Here is a 20,279-nt window from a genome sequence, read left to right as displayed (position 1 = left end):
GGTTTCTTAATTATTTAAATAAAAGCTCAAAAAGTGGGCTTTCAGAATCGAGAAGATGCTATGAAGCTAGGAAAGTGAAGCGCATAGCGTACGTACTTGGTACGTGAGCACTGGAACGACCGATGAATGGCATATTCGATGTCGAATAATCTACGTTAGTATGTTCATCGTTATCAAAGCCTATTTTTTGAACTACCTGTTAAGCGAGTTTAATGTGGACCATTATAGTAAACCCATCCCCCCGATTACAACATTCAATATCACCTTGCATATGCTGCATGAAATATTGTGATAAGAACAAACCAAGACCAGTACCGCTTTTTCCATCTATATTACGTCCACGATAATATTTATTGAATATAAAAGGTAGCTCATCTTCATTAACACCCTCACCAAAGTCGCTAAACTCAATAACGAGATGAGTAGCATTAATATAGTTCGTAATATGTACTGGGGTTGCTGCATATTTATATGCATTACTCAATATATTATCAAATACCTGTTGAAGGCGAAGTTCATCTGTAAGTATAATGCATGCAGGTAATGGATCGCATACAATTTCATTGTCGTACGTTGCCTTGCTGATCATTTCGAACAGAATATTGCTAGATTGCTCCGTTACCTCTACTCTCAATTGCTGTAATTCTTCTAATGTTGCATGAAACATATCTGTTACTAGAAAATCAATCTGTTCTGCTTTAGCATAAATGGTATGTAATTGCTTTTGTTGCTTATCGTCATTAACTTTTAACAACATTAGCTCACTTATCGCTTTAATGGATGCTACTGGTGTCTTAATATCATGACTTAAACTTGCAACAAGCTCTTTTTTACTTTGATTGGCGTTATATTCATTACTGCGTGCAATCGCGAGTTCTTCTCGCATAATATCAAAACTTTCTGTAAAAGCTCCAAATGGATTATTAGTTTGTACTTGAAGTGGTGTATCAAGATTGCCTCTCGCGATATTAGCGGCAAATTGTTGTAACTTATTAAATGGAGTGAAAATAGTAGATTTCAATACAACAATGTAACCTACACTAATGATTAACAATCCAATAAATACAATGATTAACACAGTTAATAATTGTTTTTTCATCTGTTCAAGTATGCTTGCTTCGTTGTGGTATACGATAACTTTCCCAATCATCCCATCTTGATAATAGAGATCAATAATACCCTCTCGATCTTTAATCGCATTATAGAGTGTATTAAATGATACGCCGGACGATTGAAATATCACTTGCTCATCATGATCTATGATTGCGATATTTGATTGAAGCTCAATACTTTCGAATTTTCCATGCTTGATATCTATCCAATTTAGTTCAATCTTCTGGACAAGTTCATTAATCGCTACAATATCAATTGAAACAGTCTTCTTCTGCCCGATAATTATTACTGTAGCGATAATTGCTACGATATATACAATAACTAGCACACCAATTATTCGTCTGATCTTCATTAATTTTGATCCTCAAGGACATACCCTGTTCCCCATACCGTACAAATATATTGTGGAGCATTAGCATTTTCTTCAATCTTTTCACGCAAATGACGAATATGAACATTTAACGTACCATCACTCGTGATAGAATCACCCCAAACTTCTTGGAACAATTCTTTTTTTGGAATGACTCTATTTTTATTTTTCGCCAAATAACAAAGTAAGCGATATTCCAATGTCTTTAACTTAATTTCTATATCGTTAACACGTACACGACAGAGATTACAATCAATAACAACATTGCCGAATTGAATTATTTCTGTAGAGGCTACTTGATTACCGTATCTTTTCAGTACAGCTTTAACTTTTGCAAGCAGCACACTTAGCGTATACGGCTTCTGAATATAATCATCCCCACCAATATTAAGCGCAATTAATACATCATCATCACTAGAACGCGCACTTATAAATAAAATTGGAATTTGAGTTGTTAATCGCAATTTTTTGCACAGATCAAAGCCAGATGTGTGACCCAAATTAATATCTAACAATATAATAGCAACCTCATGTTGCTGTAAAAACTGTTCACATTCCACAGCACTAGTTACATAAGCCGACCGTACATCAAACATATTGAAATACTCACTTGTTGTTTCAGCTAATGCCAGCTCGTCGTCGACAATAAGACAATCGTATTGCATGAGTTCCTCCTAAAACTTATGGTAGCATTGCGATATTACTTCTTAATATACAAAAAGTAACATCGAAAGCATAATCTAATTCTCTATTACAATGTGTGCATTGAACTCAATGTACCTTTTATATAATTCACCATTTATACTATGTATTATTAATACTATTGATATTTAATGCCCTCTACTATTACTTGCATTAATACTATCGATTGTTAATGTATTCTACCTGTACTCACATTAACATTATTCACGTGCTTCTTCTCTTACTGGTCTCACATGTTGAGGAATTTGTTGACCTTGCATATTAATATATTCCACATCAAAAAAACCACGATAACCAAATATTTCTCCAAATAATTTATTATTAACTTTAACATCAATACGGAATTTATTAATTTCCTCATCATACCACTCACATACAGTAGCATAGCCCGATAGTAACATCGGGAATTTGAAACTTATGATGCCCTCATAAAAATATTGTGCTCCAGATGTTAAGCTCATGCCACCCTGTTCTGTTGGTCTCATATCAATTTCTACTGCAAGATGCTGATGGGTTCCTAAGTAATCAATAATTCTCTTTCTTTGCTTACTATAAATCATCGTAGCATCAAAACGTCTTGTCTTTTTTGGAAATTGATAGGTGCGAATCCACGTAACTGTTTCACGGCCTAAACTATCCTTATAGGCATAATTCTCGATTGTAAATGGAATATTGTTTCCACGCTGTGGAAACAATATATTACGCCAAGTACCGATATAAAGAAACGGCAGCATGTACCATTTCCCATACCATACATGCTCCATAACCCCTGTGCCAATAGCAGCAACACCATCCTCACTGCTAAAACCAAACCGTCGCTGAATGTTAGGATGCAGCTTGGAAAAACTGTCACCAAGCGCATTTTCATATATAGAAGTCATGATTTCACCTCATTTGTAGTCGCTTGTCTTCTGCAATTAGATGCGCTTGCAATAGGCGAGCTACTTAATAAACTCACAATAGATAACGTTATTAAAGCTATGTTCAGCGTTATTGGATTAAATGGAGCTACCAAAATATGTTGTTGCGCTGCCACGCTTATTGCCAATGCAATTAATGCAATAATGTTTATAATATGCAATATCCGATATGCTCTACCTCTAACTAATAAAAAAATCACACCAAATAGTATTTCAACAACACCCACTATTGCTAGTAGAATAGATTCATAACCTTGGAACATTGCAATGTTCCTTACTATATCAAGCTCACCGGAATCTTGGACAAGCAACTTAGGTATTAAACCTTGATAAATCCATATAAAAAACAAGCTGAATCTTATCAACATTGCTTGTGCAAAATGTTTCATTGAGTTCGACGGATGAATACCTTGTTCAAGCCATAAGCGCAATGCATCGAAGCTCCATGCTGTTGCCCAACCTATTAGCGGTCGGAATGCAACTCGATCCACTATTCGACCAAGTATGCCAAAACGAGTTTTATAATCATACAATGTAAGAAATTTAACTCCCTCGTTAGTTGGTATATAACGCCAGAAACCGCTTCCTTCAGAGATTAATGAAATTGGTTGGTCTGAGCTAAATCTCAAGCTAGAGGTTAATATTCCCTTACTTTCCTTTGAACCGTAAGATTCCCCATCTCCGGCAATGCTAACACCAAAGCCAATGTTAGTCTTATATAAAAACTTCTGTCGTTCATCCTCATTATTTTTCGGAATATATATAATCTCTGAGAAGCGTAAATCCCATTGCTGATGAAGATCAGGTGACTGAGTATAAAGCCAAAGCTTATCGATTGGTGCTGAAATATATGTTTCCACATAAATTTTCTTCCCCACAGAGACCTCTCCATTTCACATATATAGAAATATTATCCTACTCCCATTGTAGTATGCTCTCATCTGTTTGTCACAATATTAATCTATCTTATATCATACTATTAAAATGCCCTTTTTAGTTTTCATAGACTAGGGAACATACGATTCACTCCAATTAGAATAATATATCTTATTCAAAGATAAGGAGTGATTTATATCAGTAAATTCATAGCTAAACTACGAGGTTTTCATGAGGTGCCAAGGGTGCGCACGAATGCAAAAGGAATAGCATTCTTCATATCAAAACATTGGCACAATCATTTAAAATTGAAATTTTTAGTTAAAGTAGAAAATATCCGTAATGTAACAAAAATCGATCTTCATCTAGGTGAAAGAGGTCATAATGGTCCTGTAGTCGCTACTCTTTTTGAATCATCAAAATGTAAAAAATCAGTTCATCGTAAAATCTTTCGTGGAGTATTAACAAGAAAAGATCTAGAAGGGCCTCTTAGAGGACTTTCGCTTCGTTTCTTACTTCGCGAAATTAGAAACCATAATGTGTATGTGAACGTTCATACTAAACAGCATCCAAACGGTGAAATTCGCGGTCAAATTAAAAGCATCGAGCGACCTCGTTCTTAGCACAAAAAGGTGAGGAATATTAATATTCCTCACCTCAGACTGTAGACAAACTCCTTTTAGAGTTTGTCTACAGTCTTTTTTTTATGGACCATAATCTGTAACTAACGAACCTTCCAAGCTTCCTTATATTTCTTCTGCTCGACTTCAGCATTTTGAACTTTCTCATGTAGATCATCAGCGATAGTGAGTTGATGCTTTCCTTGAAGAATTAACGCTCTAATCTGCTCTACACTATCACAATGATATGGCAGTTCATTGTACACACAGCCAAACTGTAATGGTTGATGTGTATCACTTCCAACAATTACAGGTAGTTTCAATGAATCTGCAAACTGTTGCACCCTTTGCTCCATCGATAAACCATACTTATGCAAATCACGCCCATTAATATCAATTGCATCTAATCTCGCAATAAGCGCAGGATCTACATGATCAAGCGGATTTTCCTTGCGATAAGGATGTGCACCAATTGTTAAGCATTGATAATATCCACTTATTTCAATTAATTTTCCCAAAGGAATGAAGTCATTAGCTGACCTATAATTATCTAGCTGTTTACTAATTGAGATGATTGCTTCTCTACTACCAATAACAAGAATATGGCTTTGTTCGGCAACATCTACTTCAATGCCTGGGAAGATTTTAACTCCTTCAACGAGATAGTAGCCATGATGATAAACAGCCTTATCATCAAGTACTTCGTATATGTTTAAAAAATCCTTCGTATTAAAATGTTCTGTAAGTGCGACTGCATCTACATGTTTTGAAGCCTCTCTCATCATTTCTACATAGTATTCATATGAAAAATTAATATCCTTCGACCACTTTGCGTGTGTATGTAAATCTATTTTCAAGCTCATCGTCTCCTTAACATCTATTCGTCTTCTCTATGTTATTTATTATAAACGAAAAATAATTATCATTTATATATATTTGATAAAAATTAACGCAAAATCAACATTGCGATAACAATCCAATAACAAAACCCACCTATGCTATATAGAGAAAGAAAGCGCAGCATGATTTTCGCACTCAGCATTCATTACTACTTAGCAATACCAATTTAGGAGGAATCGTAATGAGCACAGCAAAACTAGGTAATCGCTTTGAATTAACGTCTCAACAAAAATTAATGATTTTTATTCTATCCATGTCTTTGTACGGTATTTCAAACATGATTACAGAACTATTACCTGAGTTTCGTGTTGGACCTGTTGAATTGAAAGTAGAGTACTTCATTTTTATCCCTTTACTGTTTGCTATCCTTTTCAATCCATTATATGCAGCGCTAGGCGCCTGTGTAGGTGAAATTGTTTTTGGTGAATTGTTACTTGGTCAATTTGGCGGAGTAAGTGAACTAGAGAAATTTATTGAGTTTTCATTAGCGATTTTCGTTGCAGGAATGCTAGTAACTGATCCTCGCAATAAGCGTCAACTTGCCGTTGCAGCTTACGTTGCTATCGGAATTGATCAATTACTCGGTACAATCGTCGATATTGCTAAGGTATATGTTGGTATCGAAGATCTGGAAGCTGTTCCTGGCTTACCTGAAAGTGTTCTTGCCATCGAAGGATTCTCATTCCTCAATGCGATGATTATTTCAGGTACATTGTTCTCGCTATTGCCTATCATCTACTTAGTACCTCGTCTATACGGCAAGGTTGAGCCACTACTTGGAATGAAACCTCGCGATGGTCGAGTCAAAACTTCTATTGCTGGCTTTGTCACTCCACGTTTCATCATCCTTGCAATCGTACTGATCTTTGTTGCTGGAGCAGTTGAGTTTCTATCAGAATCTGATTTAGATTTGTTCACTTGGGAAATGGAATTAGATTTAGGAAATATAGGCATGTGGCTTAGTCTTGCTGTTGCTCTAATCATCTTTATTGGAACACTGTTAATCATTAGAAAGAAACGCAAAATTGAACATAAAGGAGAAAATATTGCATGACCCATCCTATGACGGAGAAACAACCAATTATTGAAATCAAAGATATATCATTTCGCTATCCAGGTGCAGAATATGAATCTCTTCAACACGTTAATCTGACTATACATAAAGGAGACTTCATCGCTATTATCGGAAGTAACGGAAGCGGAAAGTCTACGCTATGCAAATGCTTCAACGGATTGATCCCAACCTACTATGCTGGAGATCTAGAAGGAAGCGTAATGATTAATGGGCTTTCTACCCTATCTACCAGCATTGCAGAGCTCTCGAAGCATGTTGCATACGTATTTCAAGACTTTGAGAATCAATTGGTTCGTCCAACTGTCTATGATGAAGTATGCTTTGCACCACTAAACTTTGGTTATGAGGATTATAAAGAACGTGGCATGAATGCACTACGAATGTTAGAAATTGAAGATATTCAGCATAAATGGATTTGGCAGTTAAGTGGTGGTCAGAAACATATGACCGCCCTTGCTGCTGCATTATCACTAGATCCAGACATTATTATTGTAGATGAACCTGTAGCTCAGCTCGATCCAGCACATGCAAGACTCATTTATGAGAAATTAAAGCTGTTGAATGAGAAATATAACAAAACCATTATCGTTATTGAGCATCATACCGAATACATTGCTGACTATTGTACAAATGTAATGCTGATGGAATCTGGTGGGAAAGTACGTTGGATTAAGCCTGTACTTGAAGGTCTTTCTTCTGTCGACGAACTTGCTTCACTACATATTCAACCACCTCAAGTAACGCAAGCTTTTCACAGCTTGCGCGAGCGAATCGTTCTACCGACACAATCTTTGTATCCTATTACGATTAAGGGAGCTAGCATGGCACTACAACAATCAGCTCTTCCTTATACAAAACCGCGTCATATCGATATAGAAGAAAAGCAAGAACATTATTCAGAACGTCCTTTACTCCTGAAATTCGATAATGTCATGAGTGGTTATCAAAGTATGGATCGCAATCCAAAGCCAACATTACAAAACATCAATCTACAAATGCATGAAGGGGAACGGATTGCATTGATTGGAAATAATGGGGCAGGTAAATCTACTTTATTAAGATTAATTGCGGGCATTCGTAAACCTTGGGAAGGTACAGTTACTGTTTGCGGAAAAAACACAAGTCAGTCTTCACCTGAGCAGTTATCTGATCTCGTTTCTTTCATTTTTCAAAATCCTGAAGAAATGTTTATCTCTGATAACATTAGAGCAGATATCGAGTTTTTCTTGAAAGCAAGAAAACAAACAAATATAGAGCCTTTTATCGATCATATTATAGATACGTTCAATCTAACGGAATTACAGCAACGTGACGGTCGATTGCTTAGCGGTGGGCAACAGCGTCGCGCAACACTTGCCATAGGGATGGCCATGAAACCTACCATCATGCTCTTAGATGAACCTACTGCAAGTCTTGATATTGCTAGTCGTCGTGAAATGACTAGACTGTTCGACGAATTACGTGATCATGTAAAAGCGATAGTTGTTGCTACGCATGATATGCAATTAGTAGCAGATTGGGCAACAAGAGTAATTGTTATGCATGAAGGTCAAATTATTATGGATACGAATAGCCGCGACGTTTTCCAGCATGAACATATACTAAAGCTTGCTGCACTTATTCCTCCACAAATAGTGGAATTAAGTCATTATGCGAATATTACACCACCATGCTTATCTGTCGCTGAATTTATTGCACATATTGAATCTATCATCCCGCAGGAGGTATACAGTGGAGTTAACTAAAACTACCTATAAAACTTCATTTCTTGAGAAATTAAGTGTAGAAAGAATAAAGGTTGAGTTATTACGAACTGCTTATGGTCATTCGCTTACCTTTCTTTCCAAATTCGATCCACGAATTCTAATTGCATGGTACTCCTTTTTCGCTATTGTACCGTGGTTTGTTCATAATAAAGTCGTATTACTTGGGATGCTCATCGCGATTGCTATACTAACTTATACATCCAAGCCTAGTATACTCGTTCTTCTTATATTAGCACTTGGACTAGTGTCAGATGCTGCTTATATGCTAGTCATCTCGCTATTATTTGGTGGTGGTCTTTCTGCCGCATGGGCACTCAGTACGCTCACCTTAAAGCTTCTCGTTATTGCATTAGCGAGTATAGCTGTCTTCTCAAGTATGGACCCTGAAAAATTAAGTGATGGGTTACTCAGTTTAGGTTTCCCTGCTCAATTCAGCTTCGGCGTGGCCTATGGCTATCGTATGTTACCCATTCTAATTGAGGAATATAACAATATATTATACTCCTATCGTCTACGTGGTAGGGGACCTGAACGAAAAGGATTTCTGGGCTGGAGAGTTATATTATACACAGGTAAATTGTCAGTAGTCGCCTTCTACCCACTTATTCTTAATACAGCAAAAAGAACTAGAACTACTGTCGAAGCACTAGAAGTTAAAGGTTTCACTTACGCGATGAAAGATCCAAAAGTGAAAAAGATTAAATTATCTTATCTAAAAATATTACCACGAGACTATGTGTTTCTTGCAATTACGGTAGTTTACGTAAGCTTACTCTTCTATATTGGGAGTCATTATCATTTATAAAAAGGGAGATAAAATAATGTATATAGATTTGCATACCCATATTAAACTATCCAAAAAGACCTCATTTTCTATGGAATACTTCAACCAAGCAATTTACGAAGCTTCGCAAGCAGGTCTTGATGCAATCGCCATGACGGAGCATTTCAACACTGAGAATTTCTATCACATTTACGAGCAATTAGATGCTCATTATCCATATCGCGAACATTACTATGATGTTAATGGATTCAAAGTGTTCCCTGGTATGGAAATAGACGTTGATAAGAGAGGACATATTCTAGTCGTTGGTACTCGTACAACAATACTTGAATTACGTCATCGCCTTGAACCATTCACAGCGAAAGAATCATTTGTTTCATTCGAACAATTACTAGATTGGTGCGATGAGTTACAATTATTACGAATGGGTGCACATCCGCATCGTGAGAGTAACCCGTTATTACAGCATTCACTTACTCTTTTACAGCGCCTAGACGCATTCGATATTAACGGTAAAGATTTGGCTACGTATGGTGCTTCCATGGAGGAACAGGTTCAACAATTGGCAGCTCAGGTTGGTATACCTGTCATCGTTGGTAGTGATACACATCACCCACTACAATTCGGTTGCGTCCGCAATAAACTAGATCGTGAATATAGTAGTTACTCCGATATTCGTACATGTATTCAAGAAGGTCGTTATCATTATGAGATATCTGATGCTTTACCGTTACATGTCAAATCAGCTTCGCTTGTTAAAAAACTATTAAAAGAACGTGGCGATGTTCTTGTACCTATTAGCTAGTAGTTGCTTCTTATACACTAGGGCAGTTAAAATGAACAGTAACAAAAGTGATGTATAAGAGTGATTAGATTTAGATTAATGGAGAGATTATATGACTACATTTCAATTCATTATACCCATTGAGCAAATGTCCAAAGGTCAGAAAAAAATTGCTGATTTTATTCTGAAATCAACAGAGCGCATACCATTCTATACCGAGGATGACATTGCCAAGAAATCTGGAGTGAGTATTTCTACCGTTTCGAGATTTTGGGAAATTATTGGTTTTGATAACTTAAAAGCTTTCAAAAAACATTTGCAGGATGCGCAATATTCTACTCCTGCCATTAAAATGAAGCAAGTATTAGAACAAACGGAGCAACATATCGTTGCACAAATGATTGATTCCGCACAATCTAATCTTGCTGAAACTTTTCAGCGCGTTAATTATCAAGCATTCGATCAAGCTATTATTACCCTTGATCAAGCTCAACATATTTATGTGCATGGTCATGGTTCAGCGACTGCGTTAACAGAATTAATTCGTTTTCGCTTGAATCGTATCGGTATACATGTCCATATTATGGCTGAAAGTGGTCATGCTCTATTAGAAAGTTTAGTACACGCCAATGAAAACGATGTTGTATTATTTTTCGGTTTTGTAAGAAAATCTCCTGAAGCTACCGTTATTTTGGAGCAAGCACAAGTTGCTCATTATCGTACTATACTCATTACTGATCTTCTAATATCTGAAATGATTAATGATAGTGATATCGTCATTCAAGTTGATCGTGGAGAGCGTGATGCATTCCATTCTCTAGTGGCACCTATGGCTATTATTGATAGTATTTCTATTGCTTTAGCTGGGTTACGTGGAAATGATGCGATGAATAAACTGCAACAACTACATGATATACGCAAGCAATACGCTACATTATTACCTAAATAATTGAACAAGATGTCATTAGCGAGCTTAAGGGTATGGAAAATAGGACTATTCCTACTATCCATATCCTTTTCTTAACTTCATTAACTATTTCACATAACTTAATTGTTCAATCAAATACTGCTCATTATCTAATGTATCCTCAGGATGAAATGAATGTCCTGAATTTTGAGCCCAGATCAACTTTTTCTCCTTAGCTACTAGTTGCTTATGAAACATCTCTACTAAGCTACCATGCACATGATAATCATACTTACCATGAACGAACATAACAGGAATATCAATCGACTGCACACTCTCTTCAAAGCGATATTGTTCTAACTCTCTTACAAATGAAAGAGAATATACTAATTGAAAACCTGATATAAAACTATTATATATATCTCGCAATGAGTAAGTTTCTGAACGCAGAAGTGACTTCATAATCCCCCACATTCCAGGATGTTTAATAACTTCATCGGTATATATTAATGTGTTAAAGTTTCGTTGCCACTTTCGTAATGTCGCCCATTGTGCAAAACTTTGATTCAGCGGCGCTTGACCAAGAGCATTTAGTTGTTTCAATGCTCTTGAATTGCCTCTTTGCATAGCCTCCTGCTTCATCCAACTTAGAGACAACTCATCATTTTTAGTCCAATTAACGATTTGTGAAAAACCAGTATAAGAGTAATACTTATGTGGATTTTGACTTACTAGTGAAAGACCAATAATCGTTCCCCATGAATGACCAGCTAGAAAGATTTTCTCATAATGAAATCTTTCTAGCAGTAGATCAGTTAGTTGATTGGCATCTTCAATAAATTGTGCAACAGTCATAGATTCCTTAGGAATATGACGAGAATATGACTTTCCTGTCCCACGTTGATCCCAAAAGACAACGACGAAATGCTCAATCAATTTGCTCGTATTCGTTACAATGGTATAATCTTGCCCCTTGGCTGATACTCCTGGTAATGGCATAGATGGACCGCCATGTAATAGCAATAATACTGGTTTTGTTATATCTACAGCTTGGATTAGAATATATTGATCTACTCCCCCCAATACTACTTTTTCTACTACGCTAATCGCTTGTCTATCATTCTTATATCGTTCCATATCATCACATCCCCGCAGTTGAATGAAAATAATCAATATGCTGAATAACCTGATGTTCAATATGTTCAATACTATAACCAATAGACTTCAATGAGATATATTCCATAACCATTGTAAATATCGGATATTGATACTCGCGAGCTAATAATTCAGCATCTATAGGCTTAAGCTTTCCATGTGTAATCATAAGTTGGAATACGGTAGTCAAACAAGTTACCGTCTTCTCTATTATGTCTGTACGGTAGATTTCCATAGCGAGTGTATGTCTAAATTGTTCAAGATAAATGATACGCCAAATATGCTGATTCATTGGATCATCAATATGTTTCTGAAAATTAGTCCATCCTTGCTGCAAAAAAGATTTTACAGTTATACCTGTTACGATATCTTCGATTTGATGAGTAGGAGGCAAAATAGCGTGACAATCCATACGAAAATTATGAAAAATAGTCTCAATTAGTTCCTCTTTACTCTTAAAATGTTTATAGAGTGAGCTCTCTTTAATACCAACAGCTTTTGTAATATCTCTAATTGATACTCCGCTATAGCCCTTATCTGCAAATAAAGAAATTGCTACTACAATAATTTTATTTTTAGTGGCATTACGAATTACTACACTATTAACATCTTCAAATACTTTACCAAGTTCATAATCAAGCATATATTTATCCTCCTATATAAAGCTAACGACTGTTATCCTCATCATAGGATAACAGTCGTTAGCTGTCAACAAGTCAAATAAGAATTAGATAGTTCTTATTTGACTTGTTAATAGGATAAATAATACTGCTAAAGGGTAAATTAAGCATAATCTCCAGTCTCTTACCACATACTCTCTCTCAAGAAAAAGAACAAATGTTCGCTTTTTAGTGTATAATAGTACTTATCTTACATCAAAGGAGTGTTACCTTAATGGCACAAAGAATACGCTACAATGAAATTGCACCTGATGGTTTGAAAATCATGATGAATATGGAGAAATATACTAGCACTACAACCATTGATAAAAATCTTCGTGAGCTTATTAAAATTCGCGTCTCTCAGATTAATGGTTGTGCATTTTGTCTAGATATGCACACTGCCGATATTCGAAAAATGGGTGAAACAGACCAAAGAATCAGTTGTGTTAGTGCTTGGGAAGAATGTGAATTCTATACGGAAGCAGAAAAGGTCGCTTTAGAATTAGCTGAACATGTAACATTAATCTCGACAGAACGTGTTTCGGATGAACTTTATCAACGAGTACGTGGACACTATGATGAAAAGCAATATGTAGATCTTATTTTGATCATTAATCAAATCAACAATTGGAATAGAATTTCTATTGCAATGGGAAATACGGCAGTTAAAAAGTAAAGACTCATAGGTTGAATTTATTAATCCATCCAGTGAAAGAGGACTTAATCCAGTTTATCTTGATTAAGTCCTCTTTATATTATTGTGATCAGCATATGAATACGCAATAAGTAGCGATTTTTATTAAAGAACGCTCGTCGATCATAACTACCTTCTTTAAATGATATGGCTACGCTTTTCCTCTACAATACTGTCAGGATAATTGTCAGTTGGCTCATAGTCATTTATGGGGGGAAGGAGTATCTATTTGTTTACCCGGTCCAGCAGTTGATTTTGGTTTTCCTTATCAGCATGCTTATTGCAGTTCATCTCTCAATTAACCCACTATCCAAAGAAAAACTAGTTTCATGTACACTTCTCTTTCCCACATTTAAGGTGCAGCCGGATCATCTGTTATTTTCTGAAATCTCTTCGTACCCTTTCGACAAGAGTTATTAAAAGAATCTCTATAGGTACAGCTTAGGTTGAAATAATCATACTAATTACCATTCAGAAAAATTTTCCTCAATCAGTTCCTCGAGCGAATCCGCTAATAACTTAATTTCCCCGGTATCGTGAAAACCGATGAGAACCTTTCCTGCTCGATTGATGATAATCGGATCACCGGACCCATCCATGGAAATGACATAACTAGCTCGTAAAACCTCTGCACAGGGAAGTTCCTTGTATTGTTCTCGGAACCCAAGCGTCAAATCTATAACCGTTTCATTTCCGAGACTCGAGCCATTAGAGAATGCATGTATCGCAAGACCTGCATATGCTCCACCAAACATCTTGATAAAGTGTACGTAGTCCTCATGAAAGTTCACATTCAGCCGTTGCTCGGCATTAACAATTTCCTCTTGGCTCGCTGGAATGCCTACTAGCGTGATATTATCTTCCCGATGAAGAAAAATCTTCAATCTCTCCATTAACTCATCTTTCATAGGTAATCCCCTTTCCAACCAATAATGTTTTCAATTAATTAGTATTCGTGCACTGCATCGAACCAGCGTTGAGCCATCTCCTCTATTATAGGTCGGCCAATTAGGTGGTCAGACTGACTAAGTTTCCTTACCGCTTCTGAAGCATAGTCGGTCCATGGACGGGTTTTAGCGCCGGTTTTCATTTGCAACTTAAGGCGCTTTTCAGAGATCTCTTCCACATTGTAGGCGATAAATCTATCAAGCAATGGAGAATCATTCTTGCGTCGGCTAGTGCGCGGCGCTAGAGTAAGAGAAGATGGCATATCGCCAGTGGCCGAAAAGCGCGATAGTTCGCCAGACACACTCAGGCGGAAATGCTGCTTCGGAAGCTTCAGGCTCAAAAGCTCTCTTGATTGGTCCAACTCGATATGCAAGCCATGCAAATTGGAACGACTGGCGTCCACCATCGTACCTGCAGACAGCATCGGAGTCCACGTCATCTCTTCAATGGGACGTTTCTACGTTCAGTCAAAGAAGCCTGCGTCACTACCTGTATAATGTAGAAATCGCGGACAGGGAGAGCCCGCCGGTGTGGCAAAGACATCGAATACGGTCCAATTGATGTGCGCAGCAGGCTCGACATGAAGGTCTGCATTCTTCCCCAATTGTAACGGCCCAATGGATAGACTGCCCACACCGGGCTGAATGACAAGAGTGTGACTGCTAGGACCTGTCAGGTCGATAGAATAACGACCAACTTTACTAACAGAACTAGGAGAAGGACTAGCTTGTTTATTATTCGACATTTCTATCACCCTTTCTTCTATCCTTGGTTCAGATGCTCCATTTTTGAAAACCCAACTTTAATAAGGAATCTTGTATTCCTTGATCCACTTTGTTTTTGGAAGTCATGAATTCCATTTCTTGCGCATCCTTGAACCTCCTACTTGTCCTAGGGTAGAAGTCTGCAACACCCTACTTGTTATTCGGTATGGACACCTAATACTTTCATTTCTCACAAAAAATCCAGATCTTTCATTCTCAATAGCAAATTAAATTGAATAAACAAATCAAAATTCATATTTCACAAATCGTTTTTTGAGCGTTTCTTCGTAAGGTATCCACTCTGAATCACTCCATAAAGACATCCTTACGATTTCCGACAGCTTGTCTACAGCTTGTGCTGGACTCGTAATACTAATGAAGTCGTCAAAATCCTCATTATGAATATTGAATGCTTCGCGCAGGTAGTCATCATTAAGACGTTCTTCTTTGAGTTGTTCATATTCGTCCCTCGTCCACTCTTCACAAAAGATTCTTTCTGCCTGAATGTCTCCATCCTTGAAAAACGACAACTCGAAAATTTCCTCATTCATATATCCTGCAGTCATCACTGGCACTTCGATAAGCTGGGACAACGTTTTGCCGATCTCCTTCACAGTACCCCATACAAAATAATCGTGGAGTACGCTGATCCAGTTCTCGTTGCTTTTGCTTACGTACATGACATCTTTGGTCTCTTGATCCCCATTTTCACCTAATACTTCGGGATGCCCCTCACTTAGCTCTTTTAATGCTTCGACAGTCTTCTCAAAGTTTTTTGAATTGATATGTAAATTTGCGAATGATCTTCCCACAGGATCAGCTCCTATAACTAAGGGTGTTTTATGCTTATTGCCTATATATTAGCCCTGTATAATATGTATCTTATTTCCATTATAGTGATCATGTGTCCTAAATCCACCTACTATTTACCTAACTTATGTTTTTCTTCATAACAAATAAAAATACCCTATAGAATAGAATTCTCTAGTGTCTATTCTATAGGGTACAGTCTAATGCCCAAAGACCTATATAGTTATCGATAATTATTTAGAACGCATCAATAAATATAGGAAGTAAGGCACACTCAGCATGGTTACAATAATACCTGCTGGAATATCAGTCTTAAAGCTGATCGTTCGAGCTATTGTATCCGCTGCAAGCAGCAATATCGCACCAATTAACGCTGAAGCTGGTAGAACTACTTTGTAGTTTTGACCTACCAGCTTGCGGGCCACATGTGGACTAATCAAGCCAATAAAGAAGATCGAGCCCCCGAGTGCTACACAGCTAGAAGCAATACCTACAGCCGCAATCGAGAGCCGTAGAAATTTCCCCTTTACATCGACTCCTAATCCAATTGATGGTTCATTACCTAGCACCATGACATTTAATATTCGTGCATTGGAAATAATATATAGAAACAATATTAATACCCATGGTAGTAACAAGCCAATGTAAGACCACTTATCTCCCCATAAATATCCCGCTTGCCAACGCTGCGCAAACTCATATTTCTGATCATCAAGCTTTAGAGTCATAAATAACGTCAGTGCACTTAACCCCACATTAATCGCAACACCAGTCAAGACAAGTCGTGTAGAAGAAATCATACGATGTTTTCTATAGGCTAGCACATAAATCAGAATTGCTGCTAGCAAACCACCCACGAATGCCATAAACGGCAGTAATAATGCTATAGCAGTACTTTGAAGGCTTACAGTTGAGATAATCAACAACACCATAAGACCTGAACCTGAGCTAATACCAAGCATACCGGGATCAGCCAGATCATTGCGTAGCAATGCCTGCATAACAGCACCTGCTAGTGCCATCCCAAATCCAACAAGTATCGCTAATACAATACGAGGAAGACGAAACTTATAAACAACAAGATGATGCTCTTCAGGGCCCTGTCCAAGTAAGACTTGAAGTACTTCAAATGGGTTGAGGGACATCTTTCCCATATTAAGACTAAGAATAACCCCTGCAAGAAGTAGTACTACGAGAGATGTTATCCATATTATCGCCTTATGCGATTTAACAATATTCATTTGAATGCTCTCCTCTCTTTACTCGCAATTAGCAAGAAGAAAGGAACACCAATCATTGCAAAAATAATGCCCAGCGCTGTCTCTGCAGGACGATTAATCAGCCTTCCTGCAATATCCGACACAACCATAAGGACGCCCCCATAAATGGCTGACGCGGGAATAATGTAACGATAATCTACACCAACAAAAAAACGCATGATATGCGGTACAATCAACCCTACAAAGCCAATCGGCCCTACAAGAGCAACTGATACACCAGCAAGCAAAAGAACCGCAAGCGTAGCTAGCATCTTAACTAGAGTGATTCGCTGCCCGAAGCCTTTTGCTATCTCTTCCCCTAAGCTTAAAGCAGTAATGGAGCGTGAAATGAACAAAGACAAACCCAGCCCACCTAAGAACCAAGGAATGACTAGCTTTATTTCCTCCCATGTCGCTCCTGCCACACTACCCGATGTCCAGTAAGCAAGAGAAAAGCCAATTCCATAGTTTAACGAGATAAATGATCCCATAGCGCCAAATAGCATTGTAAATGATATTCCAGCCAACACTAGTCGTTGAGGTGTCATTCCTGTACGATTCAATGAAGCGGCAAGATACGTTAAACCTGCACCAAGTCCAGCACCAATAAAGCTAACTAACAATGTTGTGGTCTGCAGTTGCCCTGGAAGGAAAGCTAGCGTAACGGCCATTGCAAAAGCTGCTCCTGCATTTACTCCCATTAATCCTGAATCGGCTAACGGATTTCGCGTATAACCTTGCATAACCGCACCTGCTACTGCGAGACACATACCCGCAATAATATCTGCCGCCGTACGCGGAAGACGAAGGGCATGAATAATCTGATGCTCTGTCAGTTCAGGATCGAAATTAAAAATAGCTGTCCATGCCGTTGTCAGGCTCATGGAAGCAGAACCAAAAGAGATAGAAGCTGCTACTGAAAGTAGCAGCAGCATTATCCCTACCAGTAAAAACAGACCGAAGTATGATTTTTTCCCAAGAGGAGCAATATCGGTTGTTCTATTATCTAGTTTTCTATTTTTTATCATACGCTGACACTAGACTCTCTACTACAAAATCAAGCTGCTTATCAAGAGAGTAAATATCGGAATAATATGAAAAATCAAAATCAATTTCGATCAATCTACCTTCTTTTACTGCTGGGATGCTGTTCCAAATTGGATTGCCCGACAAATCATCAGCCCCTTCCCATACAGAGCGGAATACAAAGTCCCCGATATACTCAGGTAATACTTCCATAGAAATAAACCCTCCAGTAGACTGCTCTCTTCCATCAATCTTCTTCTGAATAATTTCTGGTGCTTCTAGTCCTAAATATTCATAAATGATCTGAGAGCCTCTTCCATAAAGCTTGCTATCGATAAGCGCCATTTCTTTTTTGCCGCCCTCGATAATAGTTACGGTCTTATTCAAAATTCCTAGTTCAGCAAGCTTCTGCTTACTGTTCTCCACCTTCTCATGGAAATGATCTAATATAGCTTGTGCCTCCTGCTCCTTACCAAATACCTCGCCAACCTTCATTACACGTTCATCCGTCGCCAGAATATCATAAGGAATATAAACGGTCGGTGCTATATCCTTAAGCTTATCGTAAGTTTCTTCCGAAGGAACGATGATCAAGTCAGGCTTTAATGCCATAACAGCCTCTGGATTAGGCTCAAACCATGTACCTAGACTTTCAATACCGTCCATCACTTCTGCAAAGGCCGCTCCTTCAAAGACATCAGAAGTACCTACTGGCTTAATACCAAGTGCAATAAGATCGCCTTGAAGATATAATGCGACTACTCGCTCTGGATTAGCAGTCACGACAATATCTCCCTTCGGCGTTGAGATTGTTCTTGTCTGAGCCTCTTTATTGGTACTGTCAGTTGAATTATTGGTTGTTGAGGATGTAACTTCAGAAGCTTTAGATCCATTAGAATTCGTGGCGTTAGAACCAACGTTTGCAGATCCACAAGCACTCAAAATTAAGGTAAAGCTCAGTAGCATAGCTACGATAAAACTTGATGTTTTTGTTATTCGCATAGATGAAGACCCTCCGATTAAATTATTATGATAATGATTATCATACTCAATAACATTATATCGGGATGGTATATTCTCGCCAATGGAGAATCTGGTGGCGGTAAATGGACGATTCTCCGATAAACTCATCTTCCTGCTTTCCTTGCGGAATCGTATAGGAGATTGACCATTATATTTACGGAACACACGACTAAAGTAATATACATCGCTATATCCAACTTCTTTTGCAATATCGCGAAGTGGAGCTTCCGTACATTGTAATAGCTCTTCTGCATGTTGAAGTCGGAATCGTATTAAATATTCGATCAAGCTGAACCCCGTCTCTCCCTTAAAGCGCGTCGATAAATGACCCGGACTGTAATTAAATTGCTCCGCAATAGATTCTAGTGATAAATTGTGACGATAATGCTCCTCAATATAGCGAACAACCTGTCCAATGACATCTGGTTGCCTGAGGTTAATTCCATCCTTTGTAAATTGCTTCAATAATTCATGTACAAACTGATAGAACAAGCCTTTAACTTGAATTTTTTCCAATAGGCTTCCTTGTTCCCAGAGCTGCTCCATTGCCATTAATTGATAGTATAGTGGCAATGGCTCCAAAGACTCGAAGCCATACTGCATCCGAAATGGATTGCTGCGCTCCAAAAGTCTTGCTAAATCCTTTCTTCCTGGCAAGGAGGCTCTATAGAATAATAGATAATATTCAAACATCTCCCCTGCCTCAATACTTAGACGCATGCCTTTGCCACCGTGCACAATAAAGTGAGGGTCTGCGTCATAATCTATGCCGTTGAGATTCAAGCTGGCCGTTCCCCGCACACAGTAGATAAATCCACATGCAGGTAATATGTAGCCTTGCAGCTTGTCCCCAGGCTCTATCACAGTATGACGAATATCCAGTACTTTAACAGAAGCATGATTCCATGCGACAATATGATCTTCTAGCTTCATCCTTGCATTTCACTCCGATCTGCTCCACAATCTATTTGAGTTGATTTCACCTAAAAGTAGTGATAATGATTATCAATTAGTATTAGGCAGATCCTCTTTTTTGTCAATCGCTGTTTACTATCATGCGTACATATTGCTTATACGAGCATTGAGGTCTCATAAAAACAACACCATGAATTTATGATGCT

At 37.9% G+C, this 20,279-nt stretch carries 20 protein-coding genes; 7 read left to right on the top strand and 13 right to left on the bottom strand.

Features of this window, described 5'->3' with window-relative positions:
* Nucleotides 1-199 precede the first annotated feature (199 nt).
* The 4 genes from NV377_RS21505 to NV377_RS21490 all read right to left on the bottom strand — a co-directional run bounded on the left by NV377_RS21505 (nucleotide 200) and on the right by NV377_RS21490 (nucleotide 3,983).
* The gene (locus NV377_RS21505; protein ID WP_258202856.1) at nucleotides 200-1,465 is read right to left on the bottom strand and encodes a HAMP domain-containing sensor histidine kinase; all 1,266 of its coding nucleotides are present in this window, start codon (nucleotides 1,463-1,465) and stop codon (nucleotides 200-202) included.
* Nucleotides 1,465-2,148 (bottom strand): response regulator transcription factor, encoded by a 684-nt coding sequence (locus tag NV377_RS21500; protein ID WP_258202855.1) that lies wholly within the window; start codon nucleotides 2,146-2,148, stop codon nucleotides 1,465-1,467. The genes NV377_RS21505 and NV377_RS21500 overlap by 1 nt, the downstream gene beginning before the upstream one ends.
* A gap of 237 nt (nucleotides 2,149-2,385) precedes the next feature.
* Nucleotides 2,386-3,066, bottom strand: a complete 681-nt coding sequence (locus NV377_RS21495) for a DUF4166 domain-containing protein (protein ID WP_258202854.1) — start codon at nucleotides 3,064-3,066, stop codon at nucleotides 2,386-2,388.
* Complete coding sequence (locus NV377_RS21490) at nucleotides 3,063-3,983, bottom strand: DoxX-like family protein (protein ID WP_258202853.1); 921 nt, start codon at nucleotides 3,981-3,983, stop codon at nucleotides 3,063-3,065. Before NV377_RS21490 ends, NV377_RS21495 begins: the two co-directional genes overlap by 4 nt.
* Nucleotides 3,984-4,169: 186 nt before the next feature.
* Here NV377_RS21490 and NV377_RS21485 point away from each other — a divergent pair, with 186 nt between their 5' ends.
* Complete coding sequence (locus NV377_RS21485; RefSeq protein ID WP_258202852.1) at nucleotides 4,170-4,604, top strand: CHRD domain-containing protein; 435 nt, start codon at nucleotides 4,170-4,172, stop codon at nucleotides 4,602-4,604.
* 101 nt (nucleotides 4,605-4,705) lie between these two features.
* Here NV377_RS21485 and NV377_RS21480 read toward each other — a convergent pair whose 3' ends face one another.
* Complete coding sequence (locus tag NV377_RS21480; RefSeq protein WP_258202851.1) at nucleotides 4,706-5,458, bottom strand: PHP domain-containing protein; 753 nt, start codon at nucleotides 5,456-5,458, stop codon at nucleotides 4,706-4,708.
* A 224-nt stretch (nucleotides 5,459-5,682) separates the two neighbouring features.
* Here NV377_RS21480 and NV377_RS21475 point away from each other — a divergent pair, with 224 nt between their 5' ends.
* The 5 genes from NV377_RS21475 (at nucleotide 5,683) to NV377_RS21455 (ending at nucleotide 10,859) form a co-directional block, all read left to right on the top strand.
* Nucleotides 5,683-6,555, top strand: coding sequence for a DUF8171 family membrane protein (locus NV377_RS21475; RefSeq protein WP_258202850.1), 873 nt, complete (start codon nucleotides 5,683-5,685; stop codon nucleotides 6,553-6,555).
* Nucleotides 6,552-8,321 carry an ABC transporter ATP-binding protein gene (locus NV377_RS21470; RefSeq protein WP_258202849.1) on the top strand — a complete coding sequence of 590 codons (1,770 nt, stop codon included), beginning with the start codon at nucleotides 6,552-6,554 and terminating at the stop codon, nucleotides 8,319-8,321. The genes NV377_RS21475 and NV377_RS21470 overlap by 4 nt, the downstream gene beginning before the upstream one ends.
* Nucleotides 8,308-9,147 (top strand): energy-coupling factor transporter transmembrane component T family protein, encoded by an 840-nt coding sequence (locus tag NV377_RS21465; protein WP_258202848.1) that lies wholly within the window; start codon nucleotides 8,308-8,310, stop codon nucleotides 9,145-9,147. Before NV377_RS21470 ends, NV377_RS21465 begins: the two co-directional genes overlap by 14 nt.
* Before the next feature lie 16 nt (nucleotides 9,148-9,163).
* On the top strand, nucleotides 9,164-9,931 hold the full coding sequence (locus NV377_RS21460; protein ID WP_258202847.1) for a PHP domain-containing protein: 768 nt from the start codon (nucleotides 9,164-9,166) through the stop codon (nucleotides 9,929-9,931).
* A 91-nt stretch (nucleotides 9,932-10,022) separates the two neighbouring features.
* Nucleotides 10,023-10,859 (top strand): MurR/RpiR family transcriptional regulator, encoded by an 837-nt coding sequence (locus tag NV377_RS21455; protein WP_258202846.1) that lies wholly within the window; start codon nucleotides 10,023-10,025, stop codon nucleotides 10,857-10,859.
* Between the two features lie 84 nt (nucleotides 10,860-10,943).
* Here NV377_RS21455 and NV377_RS21450 read toward each other — a convergent pair whose 3' ends face one another.
* Both NV377_RS21450 and NV377_RS25840 read right to left on the bottom strand, forming a co-directional pair.
* On the bottom strand, nucleotides 10,944-11,954 hold the full coding sequence (locus NV377_RS21450; protein ID WP_258202845.1) for an alpha/beta fold hydrolase: 1,011 nt from the start codon (nucleotides 11,952-11,954) through the stop codon (nucleotides 10,944-10,946).
* A gap of 4 nt (nucleotides 11,955-11,958) precedes the next feature.
* Nucleotides 11,959-12,615, bottom strand: a complete 657-nt coding sequence (locus tag NV377_RS25840; protein WP_308860199.1) for a TetR/AcrR family transcriptional regulator — start codon at nucleotides 12,613-12,615, stop codon at nucleotides 11,959-11,961.
* A 251-nt stretch (nucleotides 12,616-12,866) separates the two neighbouring features.
* On the opposite strand from NV377_RS25840, the gene NV377_RS21440 reads away from it, so the two are divergent.
* The gene (locus NV377_RS21440; protein ID WP_258202844.1) at nucleotides 12,867-13,310 is read left to right on the top strand and encodes a carboxymuconolactone decarboxylase family protein; all 444 of its coding nucleotides are present in this window, start codon (nucleotides 12,867-12,869) and stop codon (nucleotides 13,308-13,310) included.
* 482 nt (nucleotides 13,311-13,792) lie between these two features.
* On the opposite strand, the gene NV377_RS21435 is transcribed toward NV377_RS21440, so the two are convergent.
* From NV377_RS21435 to NV377_RS21410, 6 genes are all read right to left on the bottom strand, one after another.
* Complete coding sequence (locus tag NV377_RS21435; RefSeq protein ID WP_258202843.1) at nucleotides 13,793-14,236, bottom strand: SMI1/KNR4 family protein; 444 nt, start codon at nucleotides 14,234-14,236, stop codon at nucleotides 13,793-13,795.
* Nucleotides 14,237-14,274: 38 nt separating this feature from the next.
* Entirely contained in the window at nucleotides 14,275-14,700 is a 426-nt protein-coding gene (locus NV377_RS25970) for a hypothetical protein (RefSeq protein WP_258202842.1), read from the bottom strand.
* A 585-nt stretch (nucleotides 14,701-15,285) separates the two neighbouring features.
* Entirely contained in the window at nucleotides 15,286-15,852 is a 567-nt protein-coding gene (locus tag NV377_RS21425; RefSeq protein WP_258202841.1) for a hypothetical protein, read from the bottom strand.
* 231 nt (nucleotides 15,853-16,083) lie between these two features.
* Complete coding sequence (locus NV377_RS21420) at nucleotides 16,084-17,091, bottom strand: FecCD family ABC transporter permease (protein ID WP_258202840.1); 1,008 nt, start codon at nucleotides 17,089-17,091, stop codon at nucleotides 16,084-16,086.
* Nucleotides 17,088-18,137, bottom strand: a complete 1,050-nt coding sequence (locus NV377_RS21415; RefSeq protein ID WP_258202839.1) for a FecCD family ABC transporter permease — start codon at nucleotides 18,135-18,137, stop codon at nucleotides 17,088-17,090. The genes NV377_RS21420 and NV377_RS21415 overlap by 4 nt, the downstream gene beginning before the upstream one ends.
* Nucleotides 18,124-20,091, bottom strand: a complete 1,968-nt coding sequence (locus NV377_RS21410) for an AraC family transcriptional regulator (protein WP_258202838.1) — start codon at nucleotides 20,089-20,091, stop codon at nucleotides 18,124-18,126. Before NV377_RS21410 ends, NV377_RS21415 begins: the two co-directional genes overlap by 14 nt.
* Between the last annotated feature and the right edge of the window lie 188 nt (nucleotides 20,092-20,279).

The organism is Paenibacillus endoradicis (assembly GCF_024721975.1).
This window is presented reverse-complemented; position numbering and strand designations above follow the sequence as displayed.

What these genes read in the sequence shown, in the direction of transcription:
- NV377_RS25970 (WP_258202842.1), bottom strand. Translation starts at nt 14,700, where the DNA reads ATGCTGTCTGCAGGTACGATGGTGGACGCCAGTCGTTCCAATTTGCAT.
- NV377_RS21440 (WP_258202844.1), top strand. Translation starts at nt 12,867, where the DNA reads ATGGCACAAAGAATACGCTACAATGAAATTGCACCTGATGGTTTGAAA.
- NV377_RS21450 (WP_258202845.1), bottom strand. Translation starts at nt 11,954, where the DNA reads ATGGAACGATATAAGAATGATAGACAAGCGATTAGCGTAGTAGAAAAA.
- NV377_RS21475 (WP_258202850.1), top strand. Translation starts at nt 5,683, where the DNA reads ATGAGCACAGCAAAACTAGGTAATCGCTTTGAATTAACGTCTCAACAA.
- NV377_RS21410 (WP_258202838.1), bottom strand. Translation starts at nt 20,091, where the DNA reads ATGAAGCTAGAAGATCATATTGTCGCATGGAATCATGCTTCTGTTAAA.
- NV377_RS21435 (WP_258202843.1), bottom strand. Translation starts at nt 14,236, where the DNA reads ATGAAAGATGAGTTAATGGAGAGATTGAAGATTTTTCTTCATCGGGAA.
- NV377_RS21455 (WP_258202846.1), top strand. Translation starts at nt 10,023, where the DNA reads ATGACTACATTTCAATTCATTATACCCATTGAGCAAATGTCCAAAGGT.
- NV377_RS21500 (WP_258202855.1), bottom strand. Translation starts at nt 2,148, where the DNA reads ATGCAATACGATTGTCTTATTGTCGACGACGAGCTGGCATTAGCTGAA.
- NV377_RS25840 (WP_308860199.1), bottom strand. Translation starts at nt 12,615, where the DNA reads ATGCTTGATTATGAACTTGGTAAAGTATTTGAAGATGTTAATAGTGTA.
- NV377_RS21420 (WP_258202840.1), bottom strand. Translation starts at nt 17,091, where the DNA reads ATGAATATTGTTAAATCGCATAAGGCGATAATATGGATAACATCTCTC.
- NV377_RS21505 (WP_258202856.1), bottom strand. Translation starts at nt 1,465, where the DNA reads ATGAAGATCAGACGAATAATTGGTGTGCTAGTTATTGTATATATCGTA.
- NV377_RS21460 (WP_258202847.1), top strand. Translation starts at nt 9,164, where the DNA reads ATGTATATAGATTTGCATACCCATATTAAACTATCCAAAAAGACCTCA.
- NV377_RS21495 (WP_258202854.1), bottom strand. Translation starts at nt 3,066, where the DNA reads ATGACTTCTATATATGAAAATGCGCTTGGTGACAGTTTTTCCAAGCTG.
- NV377_RS21470 (WP_258202849.1), top strand. Translation starts at nt 6,552, where the DNA reads ATGACCCATCCTATGACGGAGAAACAACCAATTATTGAAATCAAAGAT.
- NV377_RS21415 (WP_258202839.1), bottom strand. Translation starts at nt 18,137, where the DNA reads ATGATAAAAAATAGAAAACTAGATAATAGAACAACCGATATTGCTCCT.